The sequence below is a fragment of the Promicromonospora alba genome (genome assembly GCF_042654905.1).
In the GTDB taxonomy this organism is placed as follows: Bacteria; Actinomycetota; Actinomycetes; order Actinomycetales; family Cellulomonadaceae; genus Promicromonospora; species Promicromonospora alba.
In genome coordinates, this window is record NZ_JBHSFI010000005.1 from 939,184 (window position 1) to 964,478 (window position 25,295).

Annotated in this window: 20 protein-coding genes and 1 other RNA gene; 3 read left to right on the forward strand and 18 right to left on the reverse strand. The window is 71.2% G+C overall.

The window, feature by feature from the left end:
* Positions 1-147: 147 nt before the first annotated feature.
* The gene (locus tag ACFO6V_RS19150) at positions 148-1,131 is read left to right on the forward strand and encodes a DUF4349 domain-containing protein (protein ID WP_377137997.1); all 984 of its coding nucleotides are present in this window, start codon (positions 148-150) and stop codon (positions 1,129-1,131) included.
* Between the two features lie 51 nt (positions 1,132-1,182).
* Here ACFO6V_RS19150 and ACFO6V_RS19155 read toward each other — a convergent pair whose 3' ends face one another.
* From ACFO6V_RS19155 to ACFO6V_RS19205, 11 genes are all read right to left on the reverse strand, one after another.
* Complete coding sequence (locus tag ACFO6V_RS19155; protein ID WP_377137999.1) at positions 1,183-1,587, reverse strand: RidA family protein; 405 nt, start codon at positions 1,585-1,587, stop codon at positions 1,183-1,185.
* 47 nt (positions 1,588-1,634) lie between these two features.
* Positions 1,635-2,840: a type III PLP-dependent enzyme domain-containing protein gene (locus tag ACFO6V_RS19160; protein WP_377138001.1), complete on the reverse strand. Its 1,206-nt coding sequence runs from the start codon at positions 2,838-2,840 to the stop codon at positions 1,635-1,637.
* A gap of 46 nt (positions 2,841-2,886) precedes the next feature.
* Positions 2,887-4,506 carry an N-acyl-D-amino-acid deacylase family protein gene (locus ACFO6V_RS19165; RefSeq protein WP_377138003.1) on the reverse strand — a complete coding sequence of 540 codons (1,620 nt, stop codon included), beginning with the start codon at positions 4,504-4,506 and terminating at the stop codon, positions 2,887-2,889.
* Positions 4,503-6,314, reverse strand: coding sequence for a beta-N-acetylhexosaminidase (locus tag ACFO6V_RS19170; RefSeq protein WP_377138005.1), 1,812 nt, complete (start codon positions 6,312-6,314; stop codon positions 4,503-4,505). Before ACFO6V_RS19170 ends, ACFO6V_RS19165 begins: the two co-directional genes overlap by 4 nt.
* A gap of 99 nt (positions 6,315-6,413) precedes the next feature.
* The gene (locus ACFO6V_RS19175) at positions 6,414-8,048 is read right to left on the reverse strand and encodes an alpha/beta hydrolase (protein WP_377138007.1); all 1,635 of its coding nucleotides are present in this window, start codon (positions 8,046-8,048) and stop codon (positions 6,414-6,416) included.
* 89 nt (positions 8,049-8,137) lie between these two features.
* Positions 8,138-10,018: a propionyl-CoA synthetase gene (locus ACFO6V_RS19180; RefSeq protein ID WP_377138009.1), complete on the reverse strand. Its 1,881-nt coding sequence runs from the start codon at positions 10,016-10,018 to the stop codon at positions 8,138-8,140.
* A gap of 103 nt (positions 10,019-10,121) precedes the next feature.
* Positions 10,122-11,807, reverse strand: coding sequence for a hypothetical protein (locus tag ACFO6V_RS19185; protein WP_377138011.1), 1,686 nt, complete (start codon positions 11,805-11,807; stop codon positions 10,122-10,124).
* On the reverse strand, positions 11,804-14,875 hold the full coding sequence (locus ACFO6V_RS19190) for an alpha-mannosidase (protein ID WP_377138013.1): 3,072 nt from the start codon (positions 14,873-14,875) through the stop codon (positions 11,804-11,806). Before ACFO6V_RS19190 ends, ACFO6V_RS19185 begins: the two co-directional genes overlap by 4 nt.
* A gap of 3 nt (positions 14,876-14,878) precedes the next feature.
* On the reverse strand, positions 14,879-15,763 hold the full coding sequence (locus ACFO6V_RS19195) for a carbohydrate ABC transporter permease (RefSeq protein WP_377138015.1): 885 nt from the start codon (positions 15,761-15,763) through the stop codon (positions 14,879-14,881).
* Complete coding sequence (locus ACFO6V_RS19200) at positions 15,757-16,704, reverse strand: carbohydrate ABC transporter permease (protein ID WP_377138017.1); 948 nt, start codon at positions 16,702-16,704, stop codon at positions 15,757-15,759. Before ACFO6V_RS19200 ends, ACFO6V_RS19195 begins: the two co-directional genes overlap by 7 nt.
* 25 nt (positions 16,705-16,729) lie before the next feature.
* Positions 16,730-17,998, reverse strand: a complete 1,269-nt coding sequence (locus ACFO6V_RS19205; protein WP_377138019.1) for an extracellular solute-binding protein — start codon at positions 17,996-17,998, stop codon at positions 16,730-16,732.
* A 215-nt stretch (positions 17,999-18,213) separates the two neighbouring features.
* Here ACFO6V_RS19205 and ACFO6V_RS19210 point away from each other — a divergent pair, with 215 nt between their 5' ends.
* Both ACFO6V_RS19210 and ACFO6V_RS19215 read left to right on the forward strand, forming a co-directional pair.
* The gene (locus tag ACFO6V_RS19210) at positions 18,214-18,873 is read left to right on the forward strand and encodes a hypothetical protein (protein ID WP_377138021.1); all 660 of its coding nucleotides are present in this window, start codon (positions 18,214-18,216) and stop codon (positions 18,871-18,873) included.
* Between the two features lie 246 nt (positions 18,874-19,119).
* Positions 19,120-19,308 (forward strand): hypothetical protein, encoded by a 189-nt coding sequence (locus ACFO6V_RS19215; protein ID WP_377138023.1) that lies wholly within the window; start codon positions 19,120-19,122, stop codon positions 19,306-19,308.
* A gap of 71 nt (positions 19,309-19,379) precedes the next feature.
* Here ACFO6V_RS19215 and ssrA read toward each other — a convergent pair.
* The 7 genes from ssrA to ACFO6V_RS19250 form a co-directional block, all read right to left on the reverse strand.
* Positions 19,380-19,748: a transfer-messenger RNA gene (gene ssrA, locus ACFO6V_RS19220) on the reverse strand.
* A gap of 121 nt (positions 19,749-19,869) precedes the next feature.
* Positions 19,870-20,343, reverse strand: coding sequence for an SsrA-binding protein SmpB (gene smpB, locus ACFO6V_RS19225; protein ID WP_116674061.1), 474 nt, complete (start codon positions 20,341-20,343; stop codon positions 19,870-19,872).
* Positions 20,344-20,433: 90 nt separating this feature from the next.
* Entirely contained in the window at positions 20,434-21,813 is a 1,380-nt protein-coding gene (locus ACFO6V_RS19230) for a peptidoglycan DD-metalloendopeptidase family protein (RefSeq protein WP_377138025.1), read from the reverse strand.
* Positions 21,813-22,724 (reverse strand): permease-like cell division protein FtsX, encoded by a 912-nt coding sequence (gene ftsX, locus ACFO6V_RS19235; protein WP_377138027.1) that lies wholly within the window; start codon positions 22,722-22,724, stop codon positions 21,813-21,815. Before ftsX ends, ACFO6V_RS19230 begins: the two co-directional genes overlap by 1 nt.
* 2 nt (positions 22,725-22,726) lie before the next feature.
* Positions 22,727-23,503 carry a cell division ATP-binding protein FtsE gene (gene ftsE, locus ACFO6V_RS19240; protein ID WP_377138029.1) on the reverse strand — a complete coding sequence of 259 codons (777 nt, stop codon included), beginning with the start codon at positions 23,501-23,503 and terminating at the stop codon, positions 22,727-22,729.
* A gap of 147 nt (positions 23,504-23,650) precedes the next feature.
* A complete protein-coding gene (gene prfB / locus ACFO6V_RS19245; protein WP_377138031.1) occupies positions 23,651-24,760 on the reverse strand; it encodes a peptide chain release factor 2 in 1,110 nt (369 codons plus the stop codon).
* Between the two features lie 69 nt (positions 24,761-24,829).
* Positions 24,830-25,276, reverse strand: a complete 447-nt coding sequence (locus ACFO6V_RS19250; RefSeq protein WP_377138033.1) for an ankyrin repeat domain-containing protein — start codon at positions 25,274-25,276, stop codon at positions 24,830-24,832.
* Positions 25,277-25,295: the final 19 nt, after the last annotated feature.

Sequence of the window (25,295 nt, forward strand, 5' to 3'; positions counted from 1 at the left end):
CGACGCCGAGCACGGCGTGACCGCAGCGTGATCAAAAGCAGGGCAAAACCCAAGAAAAATTGGGTCACCAGGCCCACAAGTTCACAAAGGGATCACAGTTCTCAGGTGGGACACGTTCCCGCCCTGTCTGGCTCCTACTCTCGTCACATGAAGCGCAACCGGTCAGCCAGGGGGTCCGTGGGCACGCCCGCGCGCCGACTCGCCCGCGCCCTCCTGGCAGCAGTCGTCGGAGGGGCCCTCGCGGTCTCTCTCGCCGCCTGCTCGGGAGGTGGCGCCGGCGAGTCCGGTGCCTCCGACGGCGGCGCCGACGCCGCGCGCTCCGAGGGGATCGCCCCCGATGCGGCAGAGGGCGACGTGGCCGCCGACGCGGCGGGCGCCGTCGGCCTCGCCGAGTCGCCCGAGCAAGCAGCGGACCGGGAGCTCATCACCACGGGCAATGCCACGCTCGCCGTGGACGACCCGTTCGACGCAGCAGAGCAGATCGCCGACCTCGTCGAGCAGGCCGGCGGCCGCGTCGAGGCGCGCGACGAGCGCGCGGCGACCGCGGACGAGCCGGGCAGCGCGTCGATGACGCTCCGCATCCCCGCCGACCGCGTCTCGGCCACGCTGGACGCCCTCGACGAGCTCGGCGAGGTGCGCGACCAACACGTCGAGACGATCGACGTCACGGGCACCGCGCAGGACCTCGACGCCCGGATCGCGGCGCTGCGCACCTCGACCGACCGGCTGCGCGAGCTCATGGCCGACGCCGACCGCACGTCCGACCTCATCGAGATCGAGGCCGAGCTCTCCACACGTCAGGCCGAGCTGGACTCCCGGGTCTCCGAGCGGAGCCGGCTCTCGGACGAGGTGGCGATGTCCACCCTGCACGTCGAGATCGTCGCCGAGAGCTCGCCGGCCGCCCAGGCGCGGCCGGGCGGTTTCCTCGGCGGTCTGTCGGCCGGGTGGAGCGCGCTGGTGACGACGTTCAACGTCGTCGTCCTGGTGCTCGGCGCCATCATCCCCTGGCTCGCGCTGGCGGGTGTGGTGCTGCTGGTGGTCGTCGCCGTCCGCAGGGAGATCGCCAAGCGCCGCCCCGCGGGCCCCACCCTGCTGGAGACCGCGACACCGGCGCCGGCCCCGACCGACTGACCCTCGCTCGGTCGGCGGCTCGGTCGGCGCTCGGCGGCCCGGCCGCTCAGCTCAGTCCGTGATGGCCAGGGCGTCGATCTCCACGAGCATCTCCTCGCGCGGCAGGCCCACCATCACGGTGGTCCGGCTCGGCAGCACGCCGCTCGGGCAGTACTTCGCGACGAACGCGCCGTACGCCTCGTTCATGGCCGCGAAGTCGTCGCGCGTGGTCAGGTAGACCCGGAGCATCACCACGTCCTCGAACGACGCGCCGCCCGCCTCGACGATCGCGCGCACGTTCTCCAGGGTGCGCGTGGTCTGCCCGGCGACGTCGTCGAGGTGGACGTACTCCCCCGTCGCCGGATCGGTGGGGCCCTGCCCCGAGACCTGCAGGAACGGTCCCTTGCGCACGCCCTGGTGGAACGTGAACGCGGGTGCGGGCGCGTCGGGGGTGGAGATGGCGGTCTTGGCGGTCATCGGGTTCTCCTCGTTCGGGTGGTGCGGCGTCCGGGTGGTGCGGCAGGTCAGAAGTCGAGAGTGATCCGCTCGGCGACCTCGTCGCCGCGGGTCACGAAGCCTGTCCGGTACTTGTCGAGAGTCGTGCACGGGTGCGAGATGCCGAAGCCGACGACGTCGCCCGGCTCCAGCACCCGCCCGGCCGCCGGGTCGACCGCGAGGTAGGCGTGCTGGTCGTTGAGCGCGGTCACCCGCGCGCCCGCCAGCGCGTCGGCGGCACCCAGCCGCCCTGCGGCGTCGGGCGTCCGCGCGACGAGCGGCGTCGGCAGGTCGATGTCGAACGACACGTCCCTGCGGCCCATGCCGCAGATGACCAGGCCCGGCTCCGGCGCGGACAGCACGGAGCCCCAGACCGTGATCGCCGGCCGCAGCGCCGCGGCGCCCAGGCGCGTCCACGGGTCGGCACGCAGGTAGTGGCCGTGGTCGTGCGTCACGTAGGCACCCGACCGCAGCACGACCCGGGTCCGCACGTCCACGCCCGCGGCGTCCCGGACCGGCACGGTCAGGCGGTGCGTGACGACGTCGGCGAACGCGCTGCCGCCCGCGCTCAGCACGGTCGGCCCGTCGACGAGGCCGCCGATCTGCGCGCCCACGGCGCGCAGGTCGTCGCACCACCGGCCGACGGCGGCGAGCTCCTCGTCGCTGGTGCCGCCCGCTACCGGTCCCTCGTAGCCCGCGACACCGGTCAGCCGGAGGCCGGCGTCGTGCACACGGACCGCGAGCACCACGGCGTCGGACACCGTGCGGACGCCCGTACGACCGCCCGGGACGCCGAGCTCCACGAGCACGCCCAGCCGGGCGGTCACCTCGGGTGCCGCGCCGGCGAAGCCGGCCGCGAGCAGGTCGACGCCGCGGCGGGAGTCCACGTACACCCACACCTCGTCGGCGGTACCGTCAGCGAGCGCCGTCCGCAGCCACGCGATGTCGCGGGGGTCGACGAGCTCGTTCGCGAGGAAGGCGCGGCGTCCCGCACCGGGGAGGCCCCAGCCGAGCGCCGTCCGGAGCTGTGCGGGCGTCGCCACCGTGGCTCCCCACGCCCCCGCGGCGACCTGCCGCGTCCAGATCTCGCGGGACATGTGCGTCTTGACGTGCGGCGCGTGCTCGACGCCAGCGGCGGCGAAGGCTGCGGCCACCGTCCCGATGTTGTGGTCCAGGGCCGCCTCGTCGATGGTCAGCAGCGGCCAGGTGAGCGTGGGGTCGTCGATGCGCAGCACACCCACATCCTGCCGTGTCCCGGGTGCTCCGCGCACGCGGCCTGGATCAGCTCACGGCCCGGGCCGCGGAGCCGGCAGCGGCCGGACGCAGCCCGTGGCCCGGCGTGGCGCCGGTGAGCTGCCCGGCCGCGAGCACGGGCACGCCGCCGACGAGCACGTCCTCGATACCCACGGCGGGGGTCCGCGGCGCCTCGTACGTCGCTTCGTCGCGGACGCGGCCGGGGTCGACGAGCGCGAGGTCGGCGACGGCGCCGGGCGCTATCCGGCCCCGGTCCGCCAGCCCGAACCGCCGTGCCGCCCGGGCCGACAGGTGCTCCGCCGCGTCCCACCAGCTCCAGGAGCCGCGCCGCACGTGCTCGTCGAGCAGCCGGGCGAACGCGCCCCAGCCGCGGGGATGCGGGCTGCCGCCCCAGTAGATGGCGTCCGACCCGGCGAGGTGCGCCTCGTGCCCCGCCAGCGTGCGGACCGACTCGGGCGAGTTGGTCGGCGGCTGCGCGAACACGCAGCTGGCGCGCAGCTCCGTAACCGTCAGTACCTCGACCACGGTGTCGGGGGCGGACCGCCCGAGCCGCGCGGCGACGTCGGGCAGGGTGAGGCCCTCCGCCCACTCCATGCCGGGGACGGACGCGAAGGTGATGCGGGGCCAGAGGTCGCTCAGGCCGGCGAAGTGCTCGGCGAGGCGGACGGCGGTCGCCGGGTCGCGCAGGGCGTCGATCGTCGCGCGAGCATCGGCCAGCGGGAGCCACGTGGGCAGCGCGACCATCGACAGGATCGAGCACCCGCGCAGGTAGGGGTAGGAGTCGTAGGTGACGTCGCGGCCCCCGGACCGCGCTCCCCCGACGTGCTCCAGGAGATCACGGGCGGGGCCGTGCAGATGGGACACGTGCGTCGCGACGTCGGACGCGCGGGCGATCCGCATCAGCTCGTCGAGCGCGGCGACACCCCTGTCCTCGTACCCGCGCATGTGGCTCACGTGCGGCAGCCCGCGCGCCGCGACGACCTTCGCGAGCGCGACGAGCTCCCGTTCGTCGGCATACGCGGCGGGTACGTACTCGAGACCGGTCGAGAGGCCGCAGGCGCCGTCGTCCATGGCCTGCTCCAGCAGGCCCACCATCGCGGCCACCTCCTCGTCGGACGCCGGCCGCTGCGCGGCCCCGAGCACCCGGTAGCGCAGCGTGCCGTGCGGGGCGAGGTACGCGACGTTCACCGGGACCGTGCGGTGGTAGGTGCCCAGCAGATCGCCGACGGACCCGCCGGCGAACGTGGGGTGCGCCCCGTTGATGGCGGCGAAGTACGTGCTCGCCCAGTCGTAGGTCGTGCGGTCGCCGGGAGCGAACGAGACGCCGTCCTGCCCCGTCACCACCGTGGTGATCCCCTGGCGCAGCATCGCGAGCTGCACGTCCTGCTCGAAGACCGCGGCCTCCGCATGCGTGTGCGCGTCCACGAAACCGGGCAGCACCACCCGGCCGTCGGCGTCGAGGACTTCCGTATCCGGTTCGGCACCCGGCTCGACGCCTCGCTCGACTCCAGGGCCCGCACCGTCCGGGGCGCCGGTACCGGAGATCGTCGCGATCCTGCCGCGCACCACGTGCAGGTCGACCGGCTCGGACAGGGTGCCGTCGCGCTGCGGCACCCGGGCGCCGCGGACCAGGATCGTGCCGGTCATCCGTCGCCCTCCGGGGTCTCGGGGGCTGGTCCGCCGACGGGCAGGTTCTCGGCCCCGCCGTCGTCCCGCCAGCCGCCCAGCCCTGCCCAGCCGCCGACGGCGGTCTCCGCCGCCAGGTCCCGCGGGTAGCCCTGGACGCCGGGCCGGGTCTGCCACGGGTGCGGCCCGGCGAGCGGCCGGTACTCGACGCCGTACGCGTCGAGACGGGGCAGGTGCCGCCGTTCGAGGCGGCCCAGGAACTCCTTCGACGCGGCGGAGCCCTGCGTCCGGTCGGCCCGCGGCGACCAGGCGACCTCGGCGAACGCCGCGAGCCGGGGGAAGGTCGCGTAGTCGATGCGCCGGGCGCTGTCGAGGTGCTCGGTCCAGACCTGGGCCTGCGTGCCCAGGAGCCTGCCCCTGCCGTTGGTCGCGCCGCCGCTGGTCGAGACCTGGGTCTCGACAAGCTCGACCAACGGCGCAGACCGCGGCGCGTCGGACGGCGCGACCAACTGCGCGGGCAGCGGCTCGAAGGCGTACACGTCCTCGACCGTCCGCAGGAAACCGACGGGGATCGGCTCGGCCGGATGCTCCCCGGCGCGGTGGTCGAGGTAGACGGCCTGCTCAGGTGCCATGACGACGTCATACCCGGCATCGAGCGCCGCCGCACCCTGGGCGTAACCGCGCCAGGAGGTCACGATCACGTCCCGCGGCAGCATCGGCGACATCGCCTCGTCCCAGACGACGGCGCGGCGGCCGGCGTCGGACACGTGCTCCGCGAGCCGGGCGACGAACCAGCCGTGCAGCTGGGCGACGTCGGGTCGGCCGTCGTCCCCGAGCAGGCCCAGCGCCTTGGCCCGCTCGACGATCCGTGGCGACTCGCGCCAGAGGGTGGGCGGCACCTCGTCGCCCCCGAGGCCTATCCAGGGTGCGTCGAAGACGTCGAGCACCTCGTCCAGCACGTGCCGGAAGAACGCGAGCGAGCCCTCGGACGGGTCGAGCACGTCCTGGCTGATGCCCCACGTGGTGCGGACCGCGCTGCGGTCCTTGCGCGTGCCGAGCTCCGGGTAGGCGGCGACGGCGGCCTCGACGTGGCCCGGCACGTCGATCTCCGGGACCACGGTGACGCCCCGGTCGCGGGCGTAGCCGACGATCTCGCGCAGGTCGTCCTGCGTGTAGAAACCGCCGTGCGGCCGGCCGTCCTTGGACCCGGTACGCCAGGTGCCGACCGTGGACTCGTGGCGCCACGCGCCGGTCCGCGTCAGCTCGGGGTAGCGGTGGATCTGCACGCGCCAGCCCTGGTCGTCCGTGAGGTGCAGCTGCAGCACGTTGAGCCGGTGGGCGGCGGCGAGGTCGATGAACCGCAGCACGTCGTGCTTGGGCAGGAAGTGGCGCGCGACGTCGAGCAGCACGCCGCGCCACTCGAAGCGGGGGTGGTCCACCATGCGCACCACCGGCAGCGCGAGCGGGCCGGTACCGCTGCGGCGGTAGGCGTCCGGACCGGCGAGCTGACGCAGCGTCTGCGCGGCCGAGTGGGCTCCCGCAAGGTCAGCGGCCTCGACCCTCACCAGGCCCGTCGGACGCACGTCTATGCCGTAACCGCCGGCCGGTAGACCTCGCGCGAGGGCGAAGACGACGGAGCTGCGATCGGTCGCCGAGGGCACCAGGTCGAGGCCGAACGCCTCCTCCGTGACGCGGCGCCACCAGCGCGCGGCGGGCCGCAGCGCGGGGTCGGTACCGATGCCCGCGCCGTCCGCCAGCAGCACCGATCCGCCCGGCACCTGCGTCGACGCAGGTTCCGGGACGAGGCCAAGGTCTCCGGGGCGTAGCACGCCGTCACCCTAGCGCGGCACCGGTGCCGGTGCTGGTGCCGACGGACGACGGGAGCGCACGATCCCGGAGGATCGCGCGCTCCCGCGTGCCCCGACCCGTCAGCCCGCCGGGCAGACGACGTCGCGCCTAGGCATCTTCCCCTCGACCAGGTAGGTCGTCCCGACGTTCAGGGCGCACGCGTTGTCGCCGAGCGCGTAGACGCCGTGACCGCTGCCGTCGACGGTCACCAGCCGGGACCGGTCGCCGAACTTCTCGTGCAGCCGCTGGCCACCCGCCAGCGGGGTGACCGGGTCACGGCGGTTCTGCAGGATCAGCACGTTGTGCGGGCCCTCGGCGGAGATCCGCACCGGCGGCTCGACCGGGTCGGACCAGTAGGCGCAGGGCAGGATGTTGGCCGACGCCGCGCCGAACAACGGGAACTTCTCGCGGTCCTCGGCCACCGCCCGGCGGTAGGACCTGACGTCCTCGGGCCAGTCGCTGTCGTTGCAGGTCGAGGCGGCGAACACGGACAGGGCGTTGGAGAGCGGCGACGCCTCGTCCCTGGTGGCGGCGCCGTCCGACAGGACACCGTCGAGGAGGTTGCTGTCGAGCAGGCTCCGCGCGGCGGCGGCGTCGCCGTCCCGCAGCGACTGCCAGGTCTGCGCCGTGCGACCGTAGCTCAGCGGGCTGTAGAGCCCGCCGAAGACGACCTGTCGGAACAGGGCGCCGTCGACACCCAGGACGGGGTCGCGGTCCAGCCGCTCGGCGGTCTCGAAGTAGGTGGCACGCACCTGCGCCGGCGTCCGGCCGAGCCCGTAGGCGGTGTGCCGCTTGGCCGCCCACTTCGCGAAGTCGGGGAACGTCTGCTCCATCCCCAGAGCGAACGTGCGCAGACGCTCCTGGTTCAGGTGCGTGTCGCCCACGTTGCTGTCGAGCACCACCCGGTCGGCCGTCTCGGGGAACATCGACGCGTACGCGGCGCCCAGCGCGGAGCCGTAGGAGTAGCCCAGGTAGCTGGCCTTCTCCTCGCGGAGCGCCGCCCGGATGCTGTCGAGGTCGCGGGCCATGTTCGCCGTCGACACGTGGCGCAGCAGCCCGTTCTCGTCGTTGGCGGCGCACTGCTCGGCCGCGGCCTTGACGACCTTCGCCTGCTCGACGACCGCCGCGTCGTCGACCGCGTACGGCGGGATGTTGCTGAAGTAGCCGGCGCCGGTGAACCCACAGTCGACACGGGTCGAGTGGCCGACTCCCCGGGTGTCCATGCCGATCAGGTCGTAGGCGTCCAGCACGCTGTCGGGCAGTCCCCGCGACATCAGGAGCGTGGACTGCGTGAGCCCGGAACCGCCAGGCCCGCCCGGGTTGAGCAGGAGCACGCCGCGGCGTGCCTCCGGGTTGTCGCTGGCCAGCCGGGAGATCTGGAGCTCTATCTGCTCGCCGCCGGGGTCGGCGTAGTCCAGCGGCACGGGCACCTTGGCGCAGGTCAGGACGTACGGGGCCGCCTCGTCCGTGACGTCGGCAGGGCACTCACCCCACTCGACCTGGGCCGCGGGCACGCCACCGGTCTCGGCGCCGTCCGGCCGGACGGCGGCCGCGGCGGGCACCGCGAGCGCACCGGCCAGGCCCACGGCCAGCAGGGCGACACCCCCGCCGCGCGCTCGTCGTGGTCGGACGCGCTGCTGCGCGTCGTCGGACGTGCCCTGGGACGGCGCGCCGGTCGGGTCCGGATGTGGGGGGCTGACGTGGTTTCGTCTCATGTACCCACCCTCGGACGACACGCGTGCGCCGGTAAGTGTCGCCGATCACGACCTTGCCCGGAGGAATGCCCGGCGACGCATGACAGATGTCATTGCCGCCGCAGCACCGGCTCCAGGGCCGTCAGGACCGCCGGGTCCTCGATGGTCGACGGCACGGCCGGGTGCTCGCCGTCGGCCAGCTGGCGCATGGTGCGCCGCAGGATCTTGCCCGAGCGGGTCTTCGGCAGCCCCGCGACGACCTCGACGTCCTTGAACGCCGCGACCGGGCCGATCTGGTCGCGCACCGCGGCGACGAGCTCCGCCGCGACACCGTCGGGGTCGGCGCCCGCCTTGAGCACCACGAACCCGCGCGGCACCTGGCCCTTGAGGGCGTCGGCGGCACCGATCACCGCGCACTCCGCCACGGCCGGATGGGCCGCGAGCACTTCCTCGATCGCCCCGGTGGACAGCCGGTGCCCTGCCACGTTGATGACGTCGTCGGTGCGGCCCATGACGTAGACGTACCCGTCGTCGTCGATGTAGCCGCCGTCGCCGGAGAGGTAGTAGCCGTCGTAGGCGGCGAGGTACGAGGCCACGTAGCGGGTGTCGTCGCGCCACAGCGTCTGGAGGGTCCCGGGCGGGAGCGGCAGCCTGATCGCGAGGCTGCCCTCCTGCCCCGGCCCCGCGACCGTTCCGTCAGGCAGCAGCACCCGCACGTCGAAGCCGGGCACCGGGACCGACGGCGACCCGGGCCGGGTCGGCATCGGATCGAGCCCCCGCAGGTTGGCGACCACCGCCCAGCCGGTCTCCGTCTGCCACCAGTGGTCGATCACCGGCACGCCGAGGACGCTCCCCGCCCACTCGTACGTGCCGGGGTCGAGCCGCTCCCCCGCGAGGAACAGGTGCCGCAGCGAGGAGGTGTCGTGGCTCGCCACGAGGATTCCCTCCGGGTCCTCCTTCTTGATCGCCCGGATCGCCGTCGGGGCGGTGAACAGGGCCTCGACGCCGTGCTCGGCCACGACCCGCCAGAACGCCCCGGCGTCCGGCGTCCCGACGGGCTTGCCCTCGTAGAGCACAGTGGTCGCGCCGGCGATCAGCGGCCCGTAGACGATGTAGGAGTGGCCGACGACCCAGCCGACGTCGGACGCCGTCCACCAGACCTGGCCGGCCCCGATGTCATAGATGTTGCGCATGGACCAGGCCAGGGCGACGGCGTGGCCGCCGTTGTCGCGCAGGATGCCCTTGGGCTTCCCCGTCGTTCCCGACGTGTACAGGATGTAGAGCGGGTCCGTCGCCGCGACCTCCGCGCACGGCGCGGGGTTGGTCCGGCCGGCGCGCATGGCGGTGGCCCAGTCCAGGTCTCGCCCCTCGACGAGCGTCGCGGTCGCCTGCGGCCGCTGCAGCACCACGCACGACGACGGCTCGTGGTCGGCCAGCTCCAGCGCCCGGTCCAGCAGCGGCTTGTACTCCACGACCCGGGTGGGCTCGATGCCGCACGACGCGGACACCACCACCTTCGGCTGCGCGTCGTCGATCCGCAGGGCCAGCTCGTTCGCCGCGAACCCGCCGAACACCACGGAGTGCACGGCGCCGAGCCGCGCGCAGGCCAGCATCGCGACCACGGCCTCCGGCACCATGGGCATGTAGATCACCACGCGGTCGCCCTGCTCGACGCCGAGGTCGCGCAGGGCGCCGGCGAACGCCGCGACGTCCTGCAGCAGCGTCGCGTACGTGATCGTCCGGGACGTGCCCGTGACCGGGCTGTCGTAGATCAGCGCCGCCTGGTCCCCGCGCCCCGCGATGACGTGCCGGTCCAGCGCGTTGTAGCAGGTGTTCAGCCTGCCGTCGGGGAACCAGCGGTAGAACGGCGGGCTGTCGGCGTCGAGCACGCGGGTGGGCCTGCGGAACCACGAGACCAGGCCCGCCTGCTCGCCCCAGAACCCCTCGGGGTCGGCGAGGCTGCGTCGGTGGACGTCCGCGTAGTCGGCCATGTGGTGCCCTTCCGTTCCGGCTGGCGGACCCCGGTGTCCGGCGCCGCTGCCAGTGTGCCCCGGACCTGGGACGCCGTCGACCCGCAGCGCGCCCGCGCGAACCTCAGACCACGCGGACGACGACGCGCACGACTCCCGGGGAGCCGCCGACGATGTACGCCCGGCTACCGCCCACGGCGTCGGTCCCCCCGAGGTAGGTGTAGTCCTCCCCGGGCTGGTAGCGAGCCGGGCCCGCCCCGCCGGTGCCGGGGCCGAACTCGACGGCGCTGTCCCCCACGCGGTAGCGCGCGGTACCCGAGTCGAGCCGCACCGCGCCGTCGGAGACCTCCGTCCCGCCCTCGAACGTTCCGCCGGCGCGGAAGGCGAGCTCGAGCGCCCAGGGCAGCTCGGGTCCGTCGGTGGTGATCTCGAGCTCGACGCCGTCCGCGGTCGGCCGCGCGGCGATCCGCGTGCGCAGCACCACGGTCTCGGTCTCCCGGTCCGCGAAGGACATCGCTGCCGAGAACCGGCTCTCGTCAGCCAGGTCGTATGCCCCGTCGGCGCGCCGGTCACCTTCCGCGAGGGGCTGGTAGTAACGCCCCTCCAGGCGCTCGACGAGTACCACCGCGTCGCCGTCGTGCTCGATCTCCGCCGCGCGGAACGGGCCCAGCCCGAAGAAGTCGCGTGACAGCCGCACCGAGTCGAGGACCACCTCTCCCGCGAACAGACGAAGGAAGGTCGGGTTGTTCGCCAGACCCGAGCGGATACGCCGCTGGCTGGGGTAGTCCGACCCGCCGTAGAGCACCACCGTTCGCGACGGGTTCGCGTCGACGACGAGCCGGGACGTCGCCCACTGCGTGCGGCGCGCTGCGGCGGGCGGTTCGGCGTCGGGAAGACGTTCCGCGAGGCGCGGGTCGAGCAGCAGCTCGGTCAGTACCGTCTGGGGCTCGACGATGCCCTGCGCGGCGGCGCGCTCCGCCGCCCAGGCGAGATCGCCGCGTGAACGCTCGATCGCGAACCGCCGGTACGCCACGAGGTACGGCGCGAGCGGGAACAGCTCGCCGCGCTGATCCTGGCGCCGCGAGTGCACCGTCTCGACGGTGCCGTCCGGGAGGATCAGCCCGAGGGTGGCCTCGAGGTTGCGCACCACGACGTCGTGCAGGTCCGGGCGGTCGAAGACGTCTCCGATCAGGGCGAGCGACGGGTTCGACACGAACACCGCGTAGACCGCGCTGCGCTCCGAGTACATCCCGTCGCTCTGCAGGTCGATACCCTCGGCGAGCCACTGCTCGGCCCGGGCGCGCACGGCGGGGTCCGCACGACGCCGGTGCAGCCTCGCGAGCACCGCCGTGAGCTCCCACCGGTGGTTGGGCGTGTGCACCCCGCCGGCGACCATGGCGGGCGCCGCCGCATCGGCGATCGCGCCGAGCAGCTCGTCGAGCGGCACCAGCGCCGACGCGGCGGCGCGGCGGATCAGCTCGAGCGTGTCGCACACGTCGTTGAGCGCGAAGGCGGTGTCCGGCGGCGACTCGACGTTGTCCCCGCCGACGAACAGGCCGGACGCCCCCTGCATACCCGCGAGCGCCTCCGCGTACGTGACGGCGCGCGTGACGAGCGCGGCGTCCCCGGTGTGGCGCCCGCCGTCGGCGAGGTATGCGGCGACGAGCAGCTTGATGTCGCGCATCGTGGCGCGGTACAGCCCGATGTGCCCCGTGTCGACGTCGGCCGGCGCCGTGGCGAGCACTGCGTCCACCGCCGCGTCCGCTGCCTCGATCACCGCGCGGCGAAACGCCTCGTCCACCTCGGTCATGTGTGGTTCCCTCTCACCCTCAGCGTCAGCACCTCGAACGGACGCAGCACGATGCCCGTGCCGTCGCCCCCGTCGTCCACCACGGCCGTCGTGCCGTCCGCGAGCGGCGTCTCGACGAGGTCGCACTCGCGCACCTCGGCGACCGCGAGGTCGGCACGCAGCGTCGCGCGGGTGCGCGCACCGCGGCTCTCGTAGACCCGCACGACCAGGTCGCCGGAGCGGTCGTCGGCGAGCTTGACCGCCGAGACGACGGCGGAGGTCGGCGCACCGTCGACGCCGGTGACCGTGACGACGGGGACCGGCGCCGCGGCACCCGTGATCCGGCGCAGCGGGGCGCCGAGCCGGGCGCCAGCGCGCAGCGCCTCGTCGGTCGTCGGGGCCGGCGCGAGCACCGTGGTGAAGGCGTGCCGCCCCTGGTCCGCGTCCGGGTCGGGGAACGTGGGCGCGCGCAGGAGCGACTGCCGGACGGTGGTGACGACCCGGCCGTCGATGCTGTCGCGCGTGACGTCGTGCCCGTAGACGCCGTCGTTGGCCACGGCGACGCCGAAGCCCGGCTCGCCCACGTGCACCCACCGGTGCGCGCACACCTCGTAGCGCGCGGCGTCCCACGACGTGTTGGCGTGCAGCGGGCGGCGCACGTACCCGAACTGCGTCTCGTACGCGGCGTCCTGCGCGTGGACGTCGAGCGGGAACGCGAGCTTGAGCATGCGGCGGCGCTCGTGCCAGTCGACCACTGTGCGGATGTGCACAGCGGAGTCGACGACCGTCACCGTCTGCGTCAGACGGCTGCTGCCGAACGCCCGCTCGATGCGCACGCTGCCGTCGGCGCGCAGGGTCACCGTGCCGTCGACGAGGTCGACGGCGTTCGCGCGATAGGAGCGGTCGAGATCCCACGCGTCCCACTTCGCCGGGGCGTCCACGTGCAGCTGCGGCAGGTTCGCGGCCAGGCCCGGCGGTACGAGATCGCGGCCGGACGCGAGGTCGACCACGTGGGCGATCAGCCCGTTCGCGGTGATCACTACCCGCAGACCGGGCGAGGCCAGCTCGACGCCGCCATCCGGCAGCGCGGTGGCGGCAACAGCCGCGGCCGCTGCCTCGTCCGCGGCCCCACCGAACGCGGGAACACCCGAAGCCGCGAACGGCGCCGCGTTGACCGCAAGGCTGCGCGTCCCCTCGCCCGCGAGCGCACGCAGCGCGGTCTCGATCAGACCTTCCAGCCGCTCGGTGACGCGCTCGTGCGAGGCCTCGGCCTCACGGTGCACCCACGCGATGGCGGTGCCGGGCAGGATGTCGTGGAACTGCAGCAGCAGGACCTCCTGCCACAGCTCGTCGAGCTCGTCGTACGGATACGGCGCGCCCGTGCGCAGCGTGGCACTGGCCGACCAGAGCTCGGCCTCCACGAGCAGCTGCTCGTTGCGCCGGTTGCCTCGTTTGGTCCGCGCCTGTGATGTGTAGATGCCCCGGTGGAACTCGAGGTACATCTCGCCCGACCAGACGGGCGGGCTCGCGTACTCGCGCTCGATGGTGCCGAACAGGGCGTCAGCGGTCCCGAACCGTACCCGCGGCGAGCCCTCGAGATCGGACTGCAGGCGCGCGTCCCACATCATCTCGCGCGTCGGTCCCCCGCCGCCGTCGCCGTACCCGAACGGCATGAGCGAGTGCGAGGCGCCCGCGTGATCGGCGAAGTTGCGCACGCTGCGGGCGAGCTCGGTGGGGCGCATGTCGCCGCTGTAGGTGTTGTTCGGCGGGAAGTGCGTGAGGATGCGCGTGCCGTCGATGCCTTCCCAGAGGAACGTGTGGTGCGGCATCGGGTTGCTGTCGTTCCAGCACATCTTCTGCGTGAAGAACCAGCGCAGCCCTGCCTTACGCAGCAGCTGCGGCAGCGCGCCCGGGTAGCCGAACGAGTCCGGCAGCCAGCCGACGTCGCTGCGCGAGCCGAACTCGCGCTCGAAGAAGCGTGTCCCCTGCAGCAGCTGACGCGCCAGCGACTCACCTGACGGCATGTTGACGTCGGACTCGACCCACATGTTGCCGACCGGGACGATGCGGCCCTCCGCGACGCGCTGCTTCACCCGCGAGTAGAGCTCAGGCTCCTGGCGCTTGAGCCAGGCGAAGTGCTGCGCGGACGAGCTCGTGAAGACCGCGTCGGGGTCGCGGTCCATGAGGTCGACGACGTTCGCGAAGGTCCGGGTGACCTTCCGTACCGTCTCTCGGCTGGGCCACAACCAGGCCGAGTCGATGTGCGCGTGGCCGGTCGCGACGATGCGGTGCGCCGAAGCGGCCGCCGGCGACGCGCGCAGGGGGGCGAGCACCGCCCGCGCGGCGGGCGCCGCTGCCGCGGGGTCGCCCGGGTCGAGCTCGTCGAGCGCGTGGTCTAGGCCCGCCAGCAGCGCGGCCCGGCGCGGCTCGTGCTCGCTCAGCTCCAGCGCGAGGCCGCGCAGCACCGTCACCTCGCGGACCAGACGTTCGACCTCTGTGTCGACCCGCCGGATCTCGAGCCGGCCCAGCCGGTACAGCGGCGCGTCGGGCGCGCTCCGCGGGTCGCCGAGCGGCGTCGGCGCATAGGCCCGTGCGCCCTTGAAGTCGTCGCCGCCCGACAGGTCCGGGTTGGCCGCGGCCTCGACGAGGAACGCGAACAGCTCGCCGGGACCCGCCTCGAGCGGCACATGATGGTTGCGGGGCTCGAGCCCCTTCACCACGCGTCCGGCAGGCGTTCGCACCAGCCCTTCGCACTGGAACCCCGGCTTGGCGCCGTCGAACCCGAGGTCCAGGGAGAGCTCGACGCGGTGCCTGTCGTCAGGAGCCCAACCTGCCGGTACGCGTCCGGACACCTGGAACCAGGTGGTGCCCCAGGGCCGCCCCCACTCGAACCCGGGGACGGCCGGCGCGAAGGTCGCGGGATCAGGGACGTCGGCGAACGCGACGGGTTCGCCGGCGCCGCCCGGCTCGCCCGGCACCGTCCATGCCGCGACGTCGAGCGGCGCGGAACCGGCGGTGACGGCGTCGGCCAGGTACTCGCCGAGCCACCGGTCGACCCTTCCCAGGATCGAGGACACCTGTACGTGCACTGCTCAGTCCTTGAGTCCGGCGTTGATGTTCGACGAGGTGATGTACTTCTGGAACACGAGGTAGAGCAGCACCAGCGGGATCATCGACAGCACCGAGGCCGACAGCAGCACGCTCCAGTTGATGTTCTCGGCGCCGACGAGCGCACGCAGGGCGATCTGCAGGGTGAACTGGTCGGGATCGCCCAGGATGATGAGCGGCAGGATGTAGTCGTTCCAGCGCCAGTGGAACGACACGATCGCGAGCGTGAGCATGATGGGCCGCGCCAGCGGCAGCATGATGCCCCAGAAGATGCGGTACTCGCTCGCGCCGTCGATGCGCGCGGCATCCAGGAGCTCGTCAGGAATGGTCACGAAGAACTGGCGGAACATGAACACGCCGGTCGGGGTGAGCACCGACGGCATGATGACGCCCAGCAGCGAGTTGTACATGCCGAGGTCGCGCACGACGATGAACAGCGGGTTGAGGATCACCTCGCCCGGCAGCATCGTCATCGACAGGATGCACAGGCCGAGCACGTGGAGCCACGGGTTCTTGTACTTGGCGAGCGCGTAGCCCGTCGACGCGCACAGGAACACCGTGATGGCCGTCGACACGGTCGCGACGACGAGCGTGTTGCTGAAGTAGCGCAGGAAGTCGACACGCTCGAAGGCGTCCTCGTATCCCGCGAGCGTCCATTCGCGCGGGAAGAACGACAGCGGGTAGGTGAACAGCTCCCCGCCCGGCTTGAACGACGACAGCAGGAACCACAGCAGGGGGAACGCCATGAGCACGGCGATGACCCACAGCATCGTGGTCGGAAGGAGGCTGCGGCGGATCTCGCCGAGCCGGCGCCCGCCCGGCTTCGCGTAGTTCTTCGGCGCCACCGTGCGCGTGTCCGTCGTCACCATGCGTTGTTCCTCTTGCTGATACGGAGCTGGATGATCGCGATGACCATGAGGATGACCAGCAGGACCATCGATGCGGCGGCCGCATATCCGACGAGCGAGCGTTCGAACCCGGTCTCGTAGATGTACTGCACGACCAGGCGGTTCTGGGTGCCGGGCCCACCGCCGTTGAGCGCCTGGATCATCGCGAACTCCTTCATCGACCCGAGCGACGACAGCAGGATGACGAGCACGGACGTCGGAGCGATGGACGGCAGCGTGATGTACCAGAACCGCTCCCAGCCGTTCGCGCCGTCGAGCTCCGCGGCCTCGTAGTAGGACTGCGGCACGTTGCTGATCGCCGCGATGAACAGCAGCATGTTGAAGGCTGCGCCGCCCCACGCCGAGGCGAGCACCGCGACGAACAGCGACAGGTCGGCGTTGCTCGCCCAGGGCACCGCCTCGCCGCCCAGCAGCTGGATGATGTAGTTGACGAACCCGAAGCTCTCGCCGAACATCCACCGCCAGATGACACCGGCGATGATCGGCGACACCAGCCACGGCATGAAGAAGATGATGCGGGCCGGCGTCTTGCCCCGCGCGCCCTTCGAGGTGAGGGCAACTGCCATGGCGAGCGCCAGGACGTAGCCGACGGGCACCGAGAACACGGCGTACACGAACGTGCGCCCGAGCGACTGGTAGAACTCGCTGTCCTGGAACAGCTCGAGGTAGTTGGCGAGCCCGACGAACTCGAGATCTCCCCACCCGCGGAAGTCCGTCAGCGAGTACGACAGGCCGAGCACGCCTGGCCACAGGAAGAACAGTCCGAACAGCACCGCCGTGCCGACCGTGAAGACGAAGGGCGCGAGGAGGTAGCGGCTGTGCCGGCGACGGCGGACGCGCCGCCCGTCCTCCTCCGCCACGGGGGCGGAGGAGGAGGACGGACCCGAGGTGGTGAGAGTCATGAGGAGCCTTTTTCGTGCGTCGCGATCAGTCGGCCATCTGCTCGGTAGAGGCCTTGTTGATGTTCTCGACGGTCTGCTCGAGCGTCTGCTCGTCGTTGATGAGCTTGACGGTCTCGTCGAAGAGGGGCTCGGAGTCGATCGCCTTGCCCTCGTAGCCGTTCAGGACGCCGTCGGTCGTCTGGACCGCCGAGATCGCCGGGGACTCGGCGATCTCGCCGTTGTACAGGTCGAACGCGTACGCGTCGTCCTTGTAGCTGACCTCGAGGCCGTCCAGCACGGGCAGGCAGCCCGAGATCTCGCAGTACTCGCGGTAGTTCTCCTCCGAGTACAGCCACTTGATGAAGGCGAGGGTCTCCTCCTCGACGCCGGTGCCGTCGAACGCCACGAGCCACGACGCCGCACCGTAGTTGGTCGCGCGCACCGGCTGCTGCGGCAGCGGCACGGACACCCACTCGAAGTCGGTGATGTTCGCCTGGAAGTCGGCGATCTGCCAGACCCCCGACATGTAGCCCGCGACACGGCCCGACTTGAACGTCGCGCTCGGGTCGTCGGCCGCACCCCACACGGCCTGCGGCATGACGCCGTCCTCGTGCAGCTTCTTGAAGTAGCCGAGCGCCTCGGCGCCCTTCTCGTCGAGCGCCCAGGTGCCGTCGGGCTGCTCGGTGACGCCTTCGCTGCCGAACTCGAACAGGAAGGAGCGCAGGCGGTGCGCGGAACCGTCCATGACGGCGCCGTACTCCGCGTCGGTCTTCTCGACGACCTCGCTCGACTTCTCGACGTACTCGTCCCACGTCCACTGCTCTTCGAGCGTCGTCGGGTACTCGACACCGGCCTCGTCCCACAGCGACTTGTTGAGGAACATACCCACGGCGGTGAGGGTGGTCGGCAGGGCCTTGACCTTGCCGTCGGCGGGGTCGGCGACCGAGAGCGTGTCGATGACGCCGACCTCGTCGAAGATGTCGGTCAGGTCGAGCAGACGCTCCGTCCAGGCCGGGTCGGTCGACGGCGACGCCGCCAGGGCCGGCAGGTCGTTCGCCTGCGCCGAGGTACGCAGCCGCGTGCGCAGGTCGTCGTTGGGCACCTCGACGACCTCGACGCGCACGCCGGTCTCCTCGAAGTACTTGTCCGCCAGCTTGGCGTAGCCGCCACCCTGGTTGACGTCGCCCGACTGCATGAGCTGGAGGACGACCTCGTCGTCGGAGCCACCGCTACCGCTCGAGCACGATGCGAGCACGAGCGCGCCGATCGTGATCGACGCCGTCGCGAGCGAGCGAGTCAGGTACTGACGCTTCATTGTGTCTCCTCGTCGGCGCTCAACCCTGAGCGCCTGTGCTGTGTAGCCGGGTGGTTGCTGTGTTGCCGGTGGATCGCTGAAGGCCGTTTGATCTTATGTCTTGACATATTCTTGTGTGGACACGCTAGCCCCGGACCCGCAGATTGGGCAAGCGTTTACCGAGAATCTGGCGCACGAGCGTGCAAGTGCGGTGGTCACGCCAACATATGCCGAGTATGAAGCCGCTACGAGCACCACGACGACTCCTCGGCACCGGCCTGGCCGGCGTGCTGCTCCTGAGCGCATGCGCCGCCCAGGGCGGTCCCGCCGGCTCGGCCCCGGACGACAACCAGCCCGATGACGCGCCGACGGCGACAGCGCCGCCCACCCCGGCGGCGTCGGGCCAGGTCACGACCGTCGACACCGTCCTCCAGGAGGGCGACGGCCCGCCCGAGCTCTGCCTGGGCATGATCCTCGAGTCGTACCCGCCCCAGTGCAGCGGCCTGGAGATCGCCGGCTGGGACTGGGACTCCGTCGAGGCCGAGTCCTCGCGGGATACCACCTGGGGCACGTACGAGGTGAAGGGCTCCTGGGACGGCGAGACCTTCCGCGTCACCGAGGCCACCGTCGCCCCGGCGGAGCGGCCGGCGCCTCCTGAGGACCCCCGGCTCGATCCCGCCGCCGCTGGTGCGATCGGATCGGAGATGTCCGAACCCGAGGCCCTCGAGCTCCAGAACGAGGTGCACGACCACCTCGGTGGACTCAGCGGCTGGATCGACAACGGCTACATCTGGGTGACCGTCGCCTACGACGACGGCAGCATCCAGCGCTACGCGGACGACAGGTACGGCGCCGACATGGTGGCCGTGCAGTCGGCACTACGCGATATCGGGTAGGTTTGCCCGAATTGCGAATAATAGATATGACCTTTGACCGGGTTAGAGAACTGCATAAATGGACGTTTGCTGAAAGGAAAATACACAGACAAAAATGAAGGCCCGACGCCATAAATCAACATTGCACATTCATCTTGACGCCGCACCAAACCGCTGGCAGGCTCATGCACCCACCGAGCTGAGCGATTGCCAGACGTACGTGCATTGATCGCCCTGGCCCGAAATGACTACAGAAAGAAGAAGGTTATGGGCGACGGGATCGCCACAGGCGTCATGGTGAGAGTCACCGGGGCGTCGAGCACCGAGCGCGGCACAGAGGGCATCGTGACGGCAGTCCGACGGGGCTGGGCCGGCAACGAGGCCGTGGTCCTGGTGACTGGCGCCCTGCGCTCGCGCGAGGTAGCCATCCCCGTTACGGACCTGTCGAGGCAGTAGCCCGCGCTGCTTCCTCGCGCGCCGACAACACAGCAGGCCCGCCTCCGATGGAGGCGGGCCTGCTGTCATAGGGGTGGAGCTGCCGGGAATCGAACCCGGGTCCGGTGACGCTTTTCGAGTACTTCTCCGGGCGCAGTCTGCTATGGATTTTCTCGGCCCCCGCACTCGCGCAGACACGTTCGCGGACAGGCCCAGTCATCTGAGTGTTCCCGCAGCCCCGATGACGAGAGCTACGAGCAGTGGCTTCCTAGATGACGCCGGCTACTGGGACGGAAGCATCTCCCAGGCCGACGGACTTCGGGCTCGCTCAGGCGGCGAGGGCGAAGTCGTTGCGCGAGTTATCGGCAACTATGTGTTTGCAGGCATCGTTTACGAGATAAGCCTGCATCCTCGGCCCGCTTCTCCTCGAAGCACGACCACCGTCGAAACCGATCAGCCCCTATGTTGTTTTCAACTGCCCGCCCGAGCTACGCCCGTGCGGAACATCTCCATCCTATGCGACAACGCCGCAGACGGGAACGTTATTTCCGTTACAGCCCGCAGACCCGTGGCCGCGACCGGTCAGCGGAGCTCCTTCTGCCGCATCGCCCGCTGCGCCTCGCGCATGTCCTGCTGCTCGCGCAGGGTCTGCCGCTTGTCGTACTCCTTCTTGCCTCGGGCCAGGGCGATCTCCACCTTGGCCCGGCCGTCCAGGAAGTACAGCGCCAGGGGGATCAGGGTGTGCCCCTTCTCGCGCGACTTCGACTCCAGCCGGAGGATCTCCTCGCGGTGCAGCAGCAGCTTGCGCCGGCGCCGCGGCGCGTGGTTGTTCCACGTGCCCTGGAAGTACGCGGGGATGTGCACGTTCTCGAGCCACGCCTCGCCACGGTCGACGGTGGCGTAGCCGTCCGTGAGGGAAGCCCGTCCCATCCGCAGTGCCTTGACCTCGGTACCCGAGAGCACGAGCCCGGCCTCGAAGACGTCCTCGATCACGTAGTCATGACGGGCTTTCTTGTTGTTCGCCACGATCTTGCGCGGATCGTCCTTCTTGGCCATGGTCTCCCTCCGGGATCTACTGGTGCGGCATGCCCCGTGCGGGCAGCGCGACGCCCCAGTTTACGCGTCCGACCTCGGTGGACCAGGCTTTTACAGCCAGCTCATCGGGTCCACCGTCGAACCGTTGATGTACACCTCGAAGTGCAGGTGGCAGGCCGTTGACGTACCCGTGGTGCCCGAGTACCCGATCACCTGGCCGCGCGAGACGTGCTGGCCCGACGACACGGCGAACGAGCTGAGGTGGTTGGAGCTGGTCATCACGCTGCTGCCGCCGGACGAGTAGCCGTGGTTGATCAGCACCTGGTTGCCCAGGCCGTCCAGGTAGCGCGCGTACAGCACCGTGCCGTCCGCGGGCACCAGGATCGGGGTACCGCAGTACGCCCGGAGGTCGGTTCCGGCGTGCAGGCGGTAGTACTGCAGCACCGGGTGGAACCGCATGCCGTACGAGGAGGTGACCACGGGGCTCGCCGTCGGATAGCTGAGGAACGACACGGTGCCGCCACCGCCGGACGATCCGCCGCCCGAGGAACCGCCACCCCCGGACCCGCCGCCCGAAGCGTTCCCGTCCCCCTCCCGCTCGGCCCGCTCCCTGGCCAGGCGCTCGTCCCGCTCCCGCTGCTCGCGGATGATCCCCTTGAGGTCGGACTCGATGGAGCTGAGCTCCTGCTCGGTGTCCTGCATGTTCTGCACCGCGACGTGCTTGCGCTGCTCGATACGGGACTTGAGCCGCTCCTGCTCGGCGATCAGCTCGACGATCTCGGCCTTGCGCTGGACCGCCGACTGCTTGGCCTGCTCCTTGGACCGCACGTTCTCGTCCGCCAGGCGCTTGAGCTCCGTGACGACCTCGCGGATCGCGGTCAGCCGCGCCTGCAGGTTGCGGGCGGTCGCCTCGGCGCTCTGCAGCTCGGCGAGCGTGCGCGCCCGGATCCGCGCGGCCGACGACGAGACGGAGTACCCGTCGATGAACTCCTCGGTGCTCTGCGCTCCGGTCACGAGGCCGATCGTCGAGGCGTTGCCCGCACCGCGGAACTCCTCGCGTGCCATCTGCGCGATGTCGTCGCGCGCCCCGTCGACCTTGCCGGAGCCTTCCTGCAGCAGCTGGGTGACCGTTGCCTCCTCCACCTGCGCGTCGGCCAGGCGCTGGGCGAGGATCGCCGCCTCCCGCTCCGCGCGTTCCAGCTCGGCCTCGGCCACGGCGAGCTCGGCCTCCGCGACGGGCAGCCGGCCTTCTACCTGGTTCAGCTCGAGCACGGCGTCGGCCAGCTGGGAGTCGGTGTGCTCCAGCTCGGCCTCGAGGTTCTCGCGCTCGTCCTCCTTGGCCTGCTGCTTCCGCTCGGCGGCGGCGCGGCGGTCGTCGAGGTCGTCCGCGTACCCGACGGTGGCACCACCCAGCAGGAGGACCGCCGCGAGCACCGCTGCGATCGGGCCGCGACCGACAGCTCTGGACCGAAGGCTTCGTGAAGTAGGCATCAGATCCTCGTGTACCGGTTCAGGGTGAAGAAGGACGAGAGCGCGGCCAGGGCGACGGCCATGATCACGAGCAGAGGCGCGACGCGGAGCACGTCGACCTCCGAGACGTAGGCCACCCAGTCGACAGACCGTTCGAGCCAGTCGCTGACCATGAACCGCACGGCGAGCCAGAGCCCACCTCCGGCCAGCAGCGAGCCCAGCACTGCCGCCAGCGCGCCCTCCAGCAGGAACGGCAGCTGGATGAACAGGTTGGACGCGCCCACCAGACGCATGATCTCGGTCTCCTTGCGCCGCGAGACGGCGCTCAGCCGGATCGTGGTGGTGATCAGCAGCACGGCGGCCAGGAGCATGACTCCGGCCAGCCCGGCCGCGAGCAGGGTAGCGACGTTGAGCGTCCGGAACAGCGGTTCGAAGACAGCCCGTTGGTCCTCCACGATCTCCACGCCGTCACGGCCGGAGAGCACGTCGCTGACGACGGCGAACTGCTCGGCGTCGGCCAGCTTGAGGCGGAGCGAGGCCTGCATGTCGTCGGCGGTGAGCTGCGTGCCCTGGTAACCGTCGGGGTAGCGCTCGCTGAACGCCTCGAACGCCTGCTCCTTCGACTCGAAGTAGACGGCGCTGACCTCGTCGGACAGCTCGGTGTCGATGATCTGGCGCACGGCGTCGACCTGGGCGCGGGTGGCCTCGCCGCCCGCGCACGTGGGCACGACGGAGCCCTGCGGGCAGAGGAACACGGAGACCTCGACGAGGTCGTACCAGTCGTCCTTCAGCTTGCCGATCTGTGCCTGGAGCAGGGCTGCCGCGCCGACGAACGTCAGCGACACGAACGTCACGAGCACGACGGCCACGACCATGGTGGTGTTGCGGCGCAGGCCCGAGAAGACCTCACCCAGCACGAACTGGAAGCGCACGGTCAGACCCCCCGCACCGTCTGGACCGGTGCACGGGTTCCGCTGCCCGGGGAGTCGAGCACGGGCGACGCGCCGACGTCGGGCAGGATCGCCTCGCGCTCGCCGTAGCCGCCGCGTGCCTCGTCGCGGACGACGACGCCGTCGGACAGCTCGACCACGCGGCGCCGCATCTCGTTGACTATCTCGTCGTCGTGCGTGGCCATGACCACTGTGGTGCCCGTCCGGTTGATGCGGTCCAGCAGGCGCATGATGCCCAGCGAGGTGGTGGGGTCGAGGTTTCCCGTGGGCTCGTCGGCCAGGAGGATCTGCGGCCGGTTCACGATGGCGCGGGCGATCGCCGCGCGCTGCTGCTCGCCGCCCGACAGCTCGGTCGGCATGCGTTTGCCCTTGCCCGACAGACCGACCATCTCCAGCACCTCGGGCACGGTGTCCCGGATGACGTGGCGCGGCTTGCCGATCACCTGCAGGGCGAAGGCCACGTTCTCGTGGACCGTCTTGTTCTGCAGCAGCCGGAAGTCCTGGAACACCACGCCGAGCTGACGGCGCAGCGTGGGCACGCGCCACCCGGAAAGGTTCGCGACGTCCCGCCCCGCTACGTAGACCCGCCCTCGCGTGGGCCGCTGCTCGCGCAGCACCAACGACAGGAACGTCGACTTGCCCGAGCCCGAGGCCCCCACGAGGAACACGAACTCACCACGCTCGACGTCCACGGAGACCTGGTCGAGGGCAGGCCGTGCGCCCCGCGCGTAGACCTTCGACACGTTCTCGAACCTGATCACGAGCCCGAGACTAGGGGGGTGAACCGGTGGCGTGTCGGGCAGACACGCCGACAGAACTCACCCGGTCCGCAAAGTCCGGGCGTTATATCGGTCAAAACGCCTGGCAAGCGGCAATTCGTCTGAGGCTAGGTGTCCCCCGCGCGACCGTCAGCTCTCGCCGCCGCCCCGGCGCCAGCGGATGCCGGCCTCGATGAAGTCGTCGATGGCGCCGTCGAACACGGCCTGCGGGTTGCCCGACTCGTGCTCCGTGCGCAGGTCCTTGACCATCTGGTACGGCTGCAGCACGTAGGAACGCATCTGGTCGCCCCAGCTGGCCTTGATGTCGCCGGCCATCTCCTTGCGCGTGGCCGCCTCCTCCGCCTTGCGCAGCAGGAGCAGACGGGACTGCAGCACCCGGTACGCGGCAGCGCGGTTCTGGATCTGCGACTTCTCGTTCTGCATGGCCACCACGACGCCGGTCGGGATGTGCGTCATGCGCACCGCGGAGTCGGTGGTGTTGACGGACTGGCCGCCCGGGCCCGAGGAGCGGTACACGTCGATCTTGAGCTCGGTGTCCGGGATGTCGATGTGGTCCGTCTGCTCGATGAGCGGGATCACCTCGACCGCCGCGAACGACGTCTGCCGGCGGCCCTGGTTGTCGAACGGCGAGATCCGCACCAGACGGTGGGTACCGGCCTCGACGGACAGGTTCCCGAAGGCGTACGGCACGTTGACCTCGAAGGTGGCCGACTTGAGACCTGCCTCCTCCGCGTACGAGGTGTCGCCGACCTTGGTGGGATAGCCGTGGCGCTCGGCCCAGCGCAGGTACATGCGCATCAGCATCTCCGCGAAGTCGGCGGCGTCGACGCCGCCCGCACCCGCGCGGATCGTCACGACCGCCTCGCGTGAGTCGTACTCACCGTTCAGCAGCGTGCGCACCTCGAGCGCCGCGAGGTCCTTACGGATCTTCGCGACCTCCTCCTCGGCCTCGGTGAGCGAGTCGGCGTCGTCCATCTCGTGACCGAGCTCGACGAGCGTCTCGACGTCGTCGATCCGGGCGCGAAGCTTCTCCACCCGGTCGAGCTCGGACTGCGCGGCCGAGAGCGCGGAGGAGACACGCTGGCCCTCGTCCGGGTCGTCCCACAGGTTGGGAGCCGACGCCTGCTCGGACAGCTCGGCGATCTTCGCCTGCAGGGCGGTCGGGTCGCTCACTGCCTCGATGGAATCGAGGGTGGCGCGGAGCGCCTTGATCTCTGCGGGAAAGTCGTTGGTTGCCACGATGTTCAAGGTTACCCGCGCATCGTCGTGCCCGACGCCGGAAGATCCGGCGCAGGCTCGAACGGCTGCTCAGCGAGCCCCGGGCGCCGGCAGCTCACGGCCGAACATCTGAGCGGTCGCCCGGGCGCTCGGGTTCCCGGCGTCGGGGTCCGCACCGTGCTCGACGAGCACCCTGATCACGTCCGCCTCGTTCTTGAAGATGGCACCCGCGAGCGGCGCCTGGTTCTTGCCGTTGAGCCGGTTCACGTCCGCGCCCCGCTCGGCCAGGCCCGCCGTCAGGTCCGCGTGCCCGTGGTAGGCCGCGAGCATCAGCAGCGTGTTGCCCGACTCGTCGGCCAGGTCGACGGGGAGCCCCGCGTCCACCAGGTCCAGGAGGACGTCGGCACCCTGCCGGGCGAGGTCGAAGATCTGCTGCGGCTCCAGGCGGGTGCCGGCCTCGGGGTCGTCCGTGCTGTACTCGTTTGCCTGATCGTTCACCTGATCGTTGACCTGCTGGTTGCCGTCGGGGTCGCTCATGGCCACAACCTAACCCGGC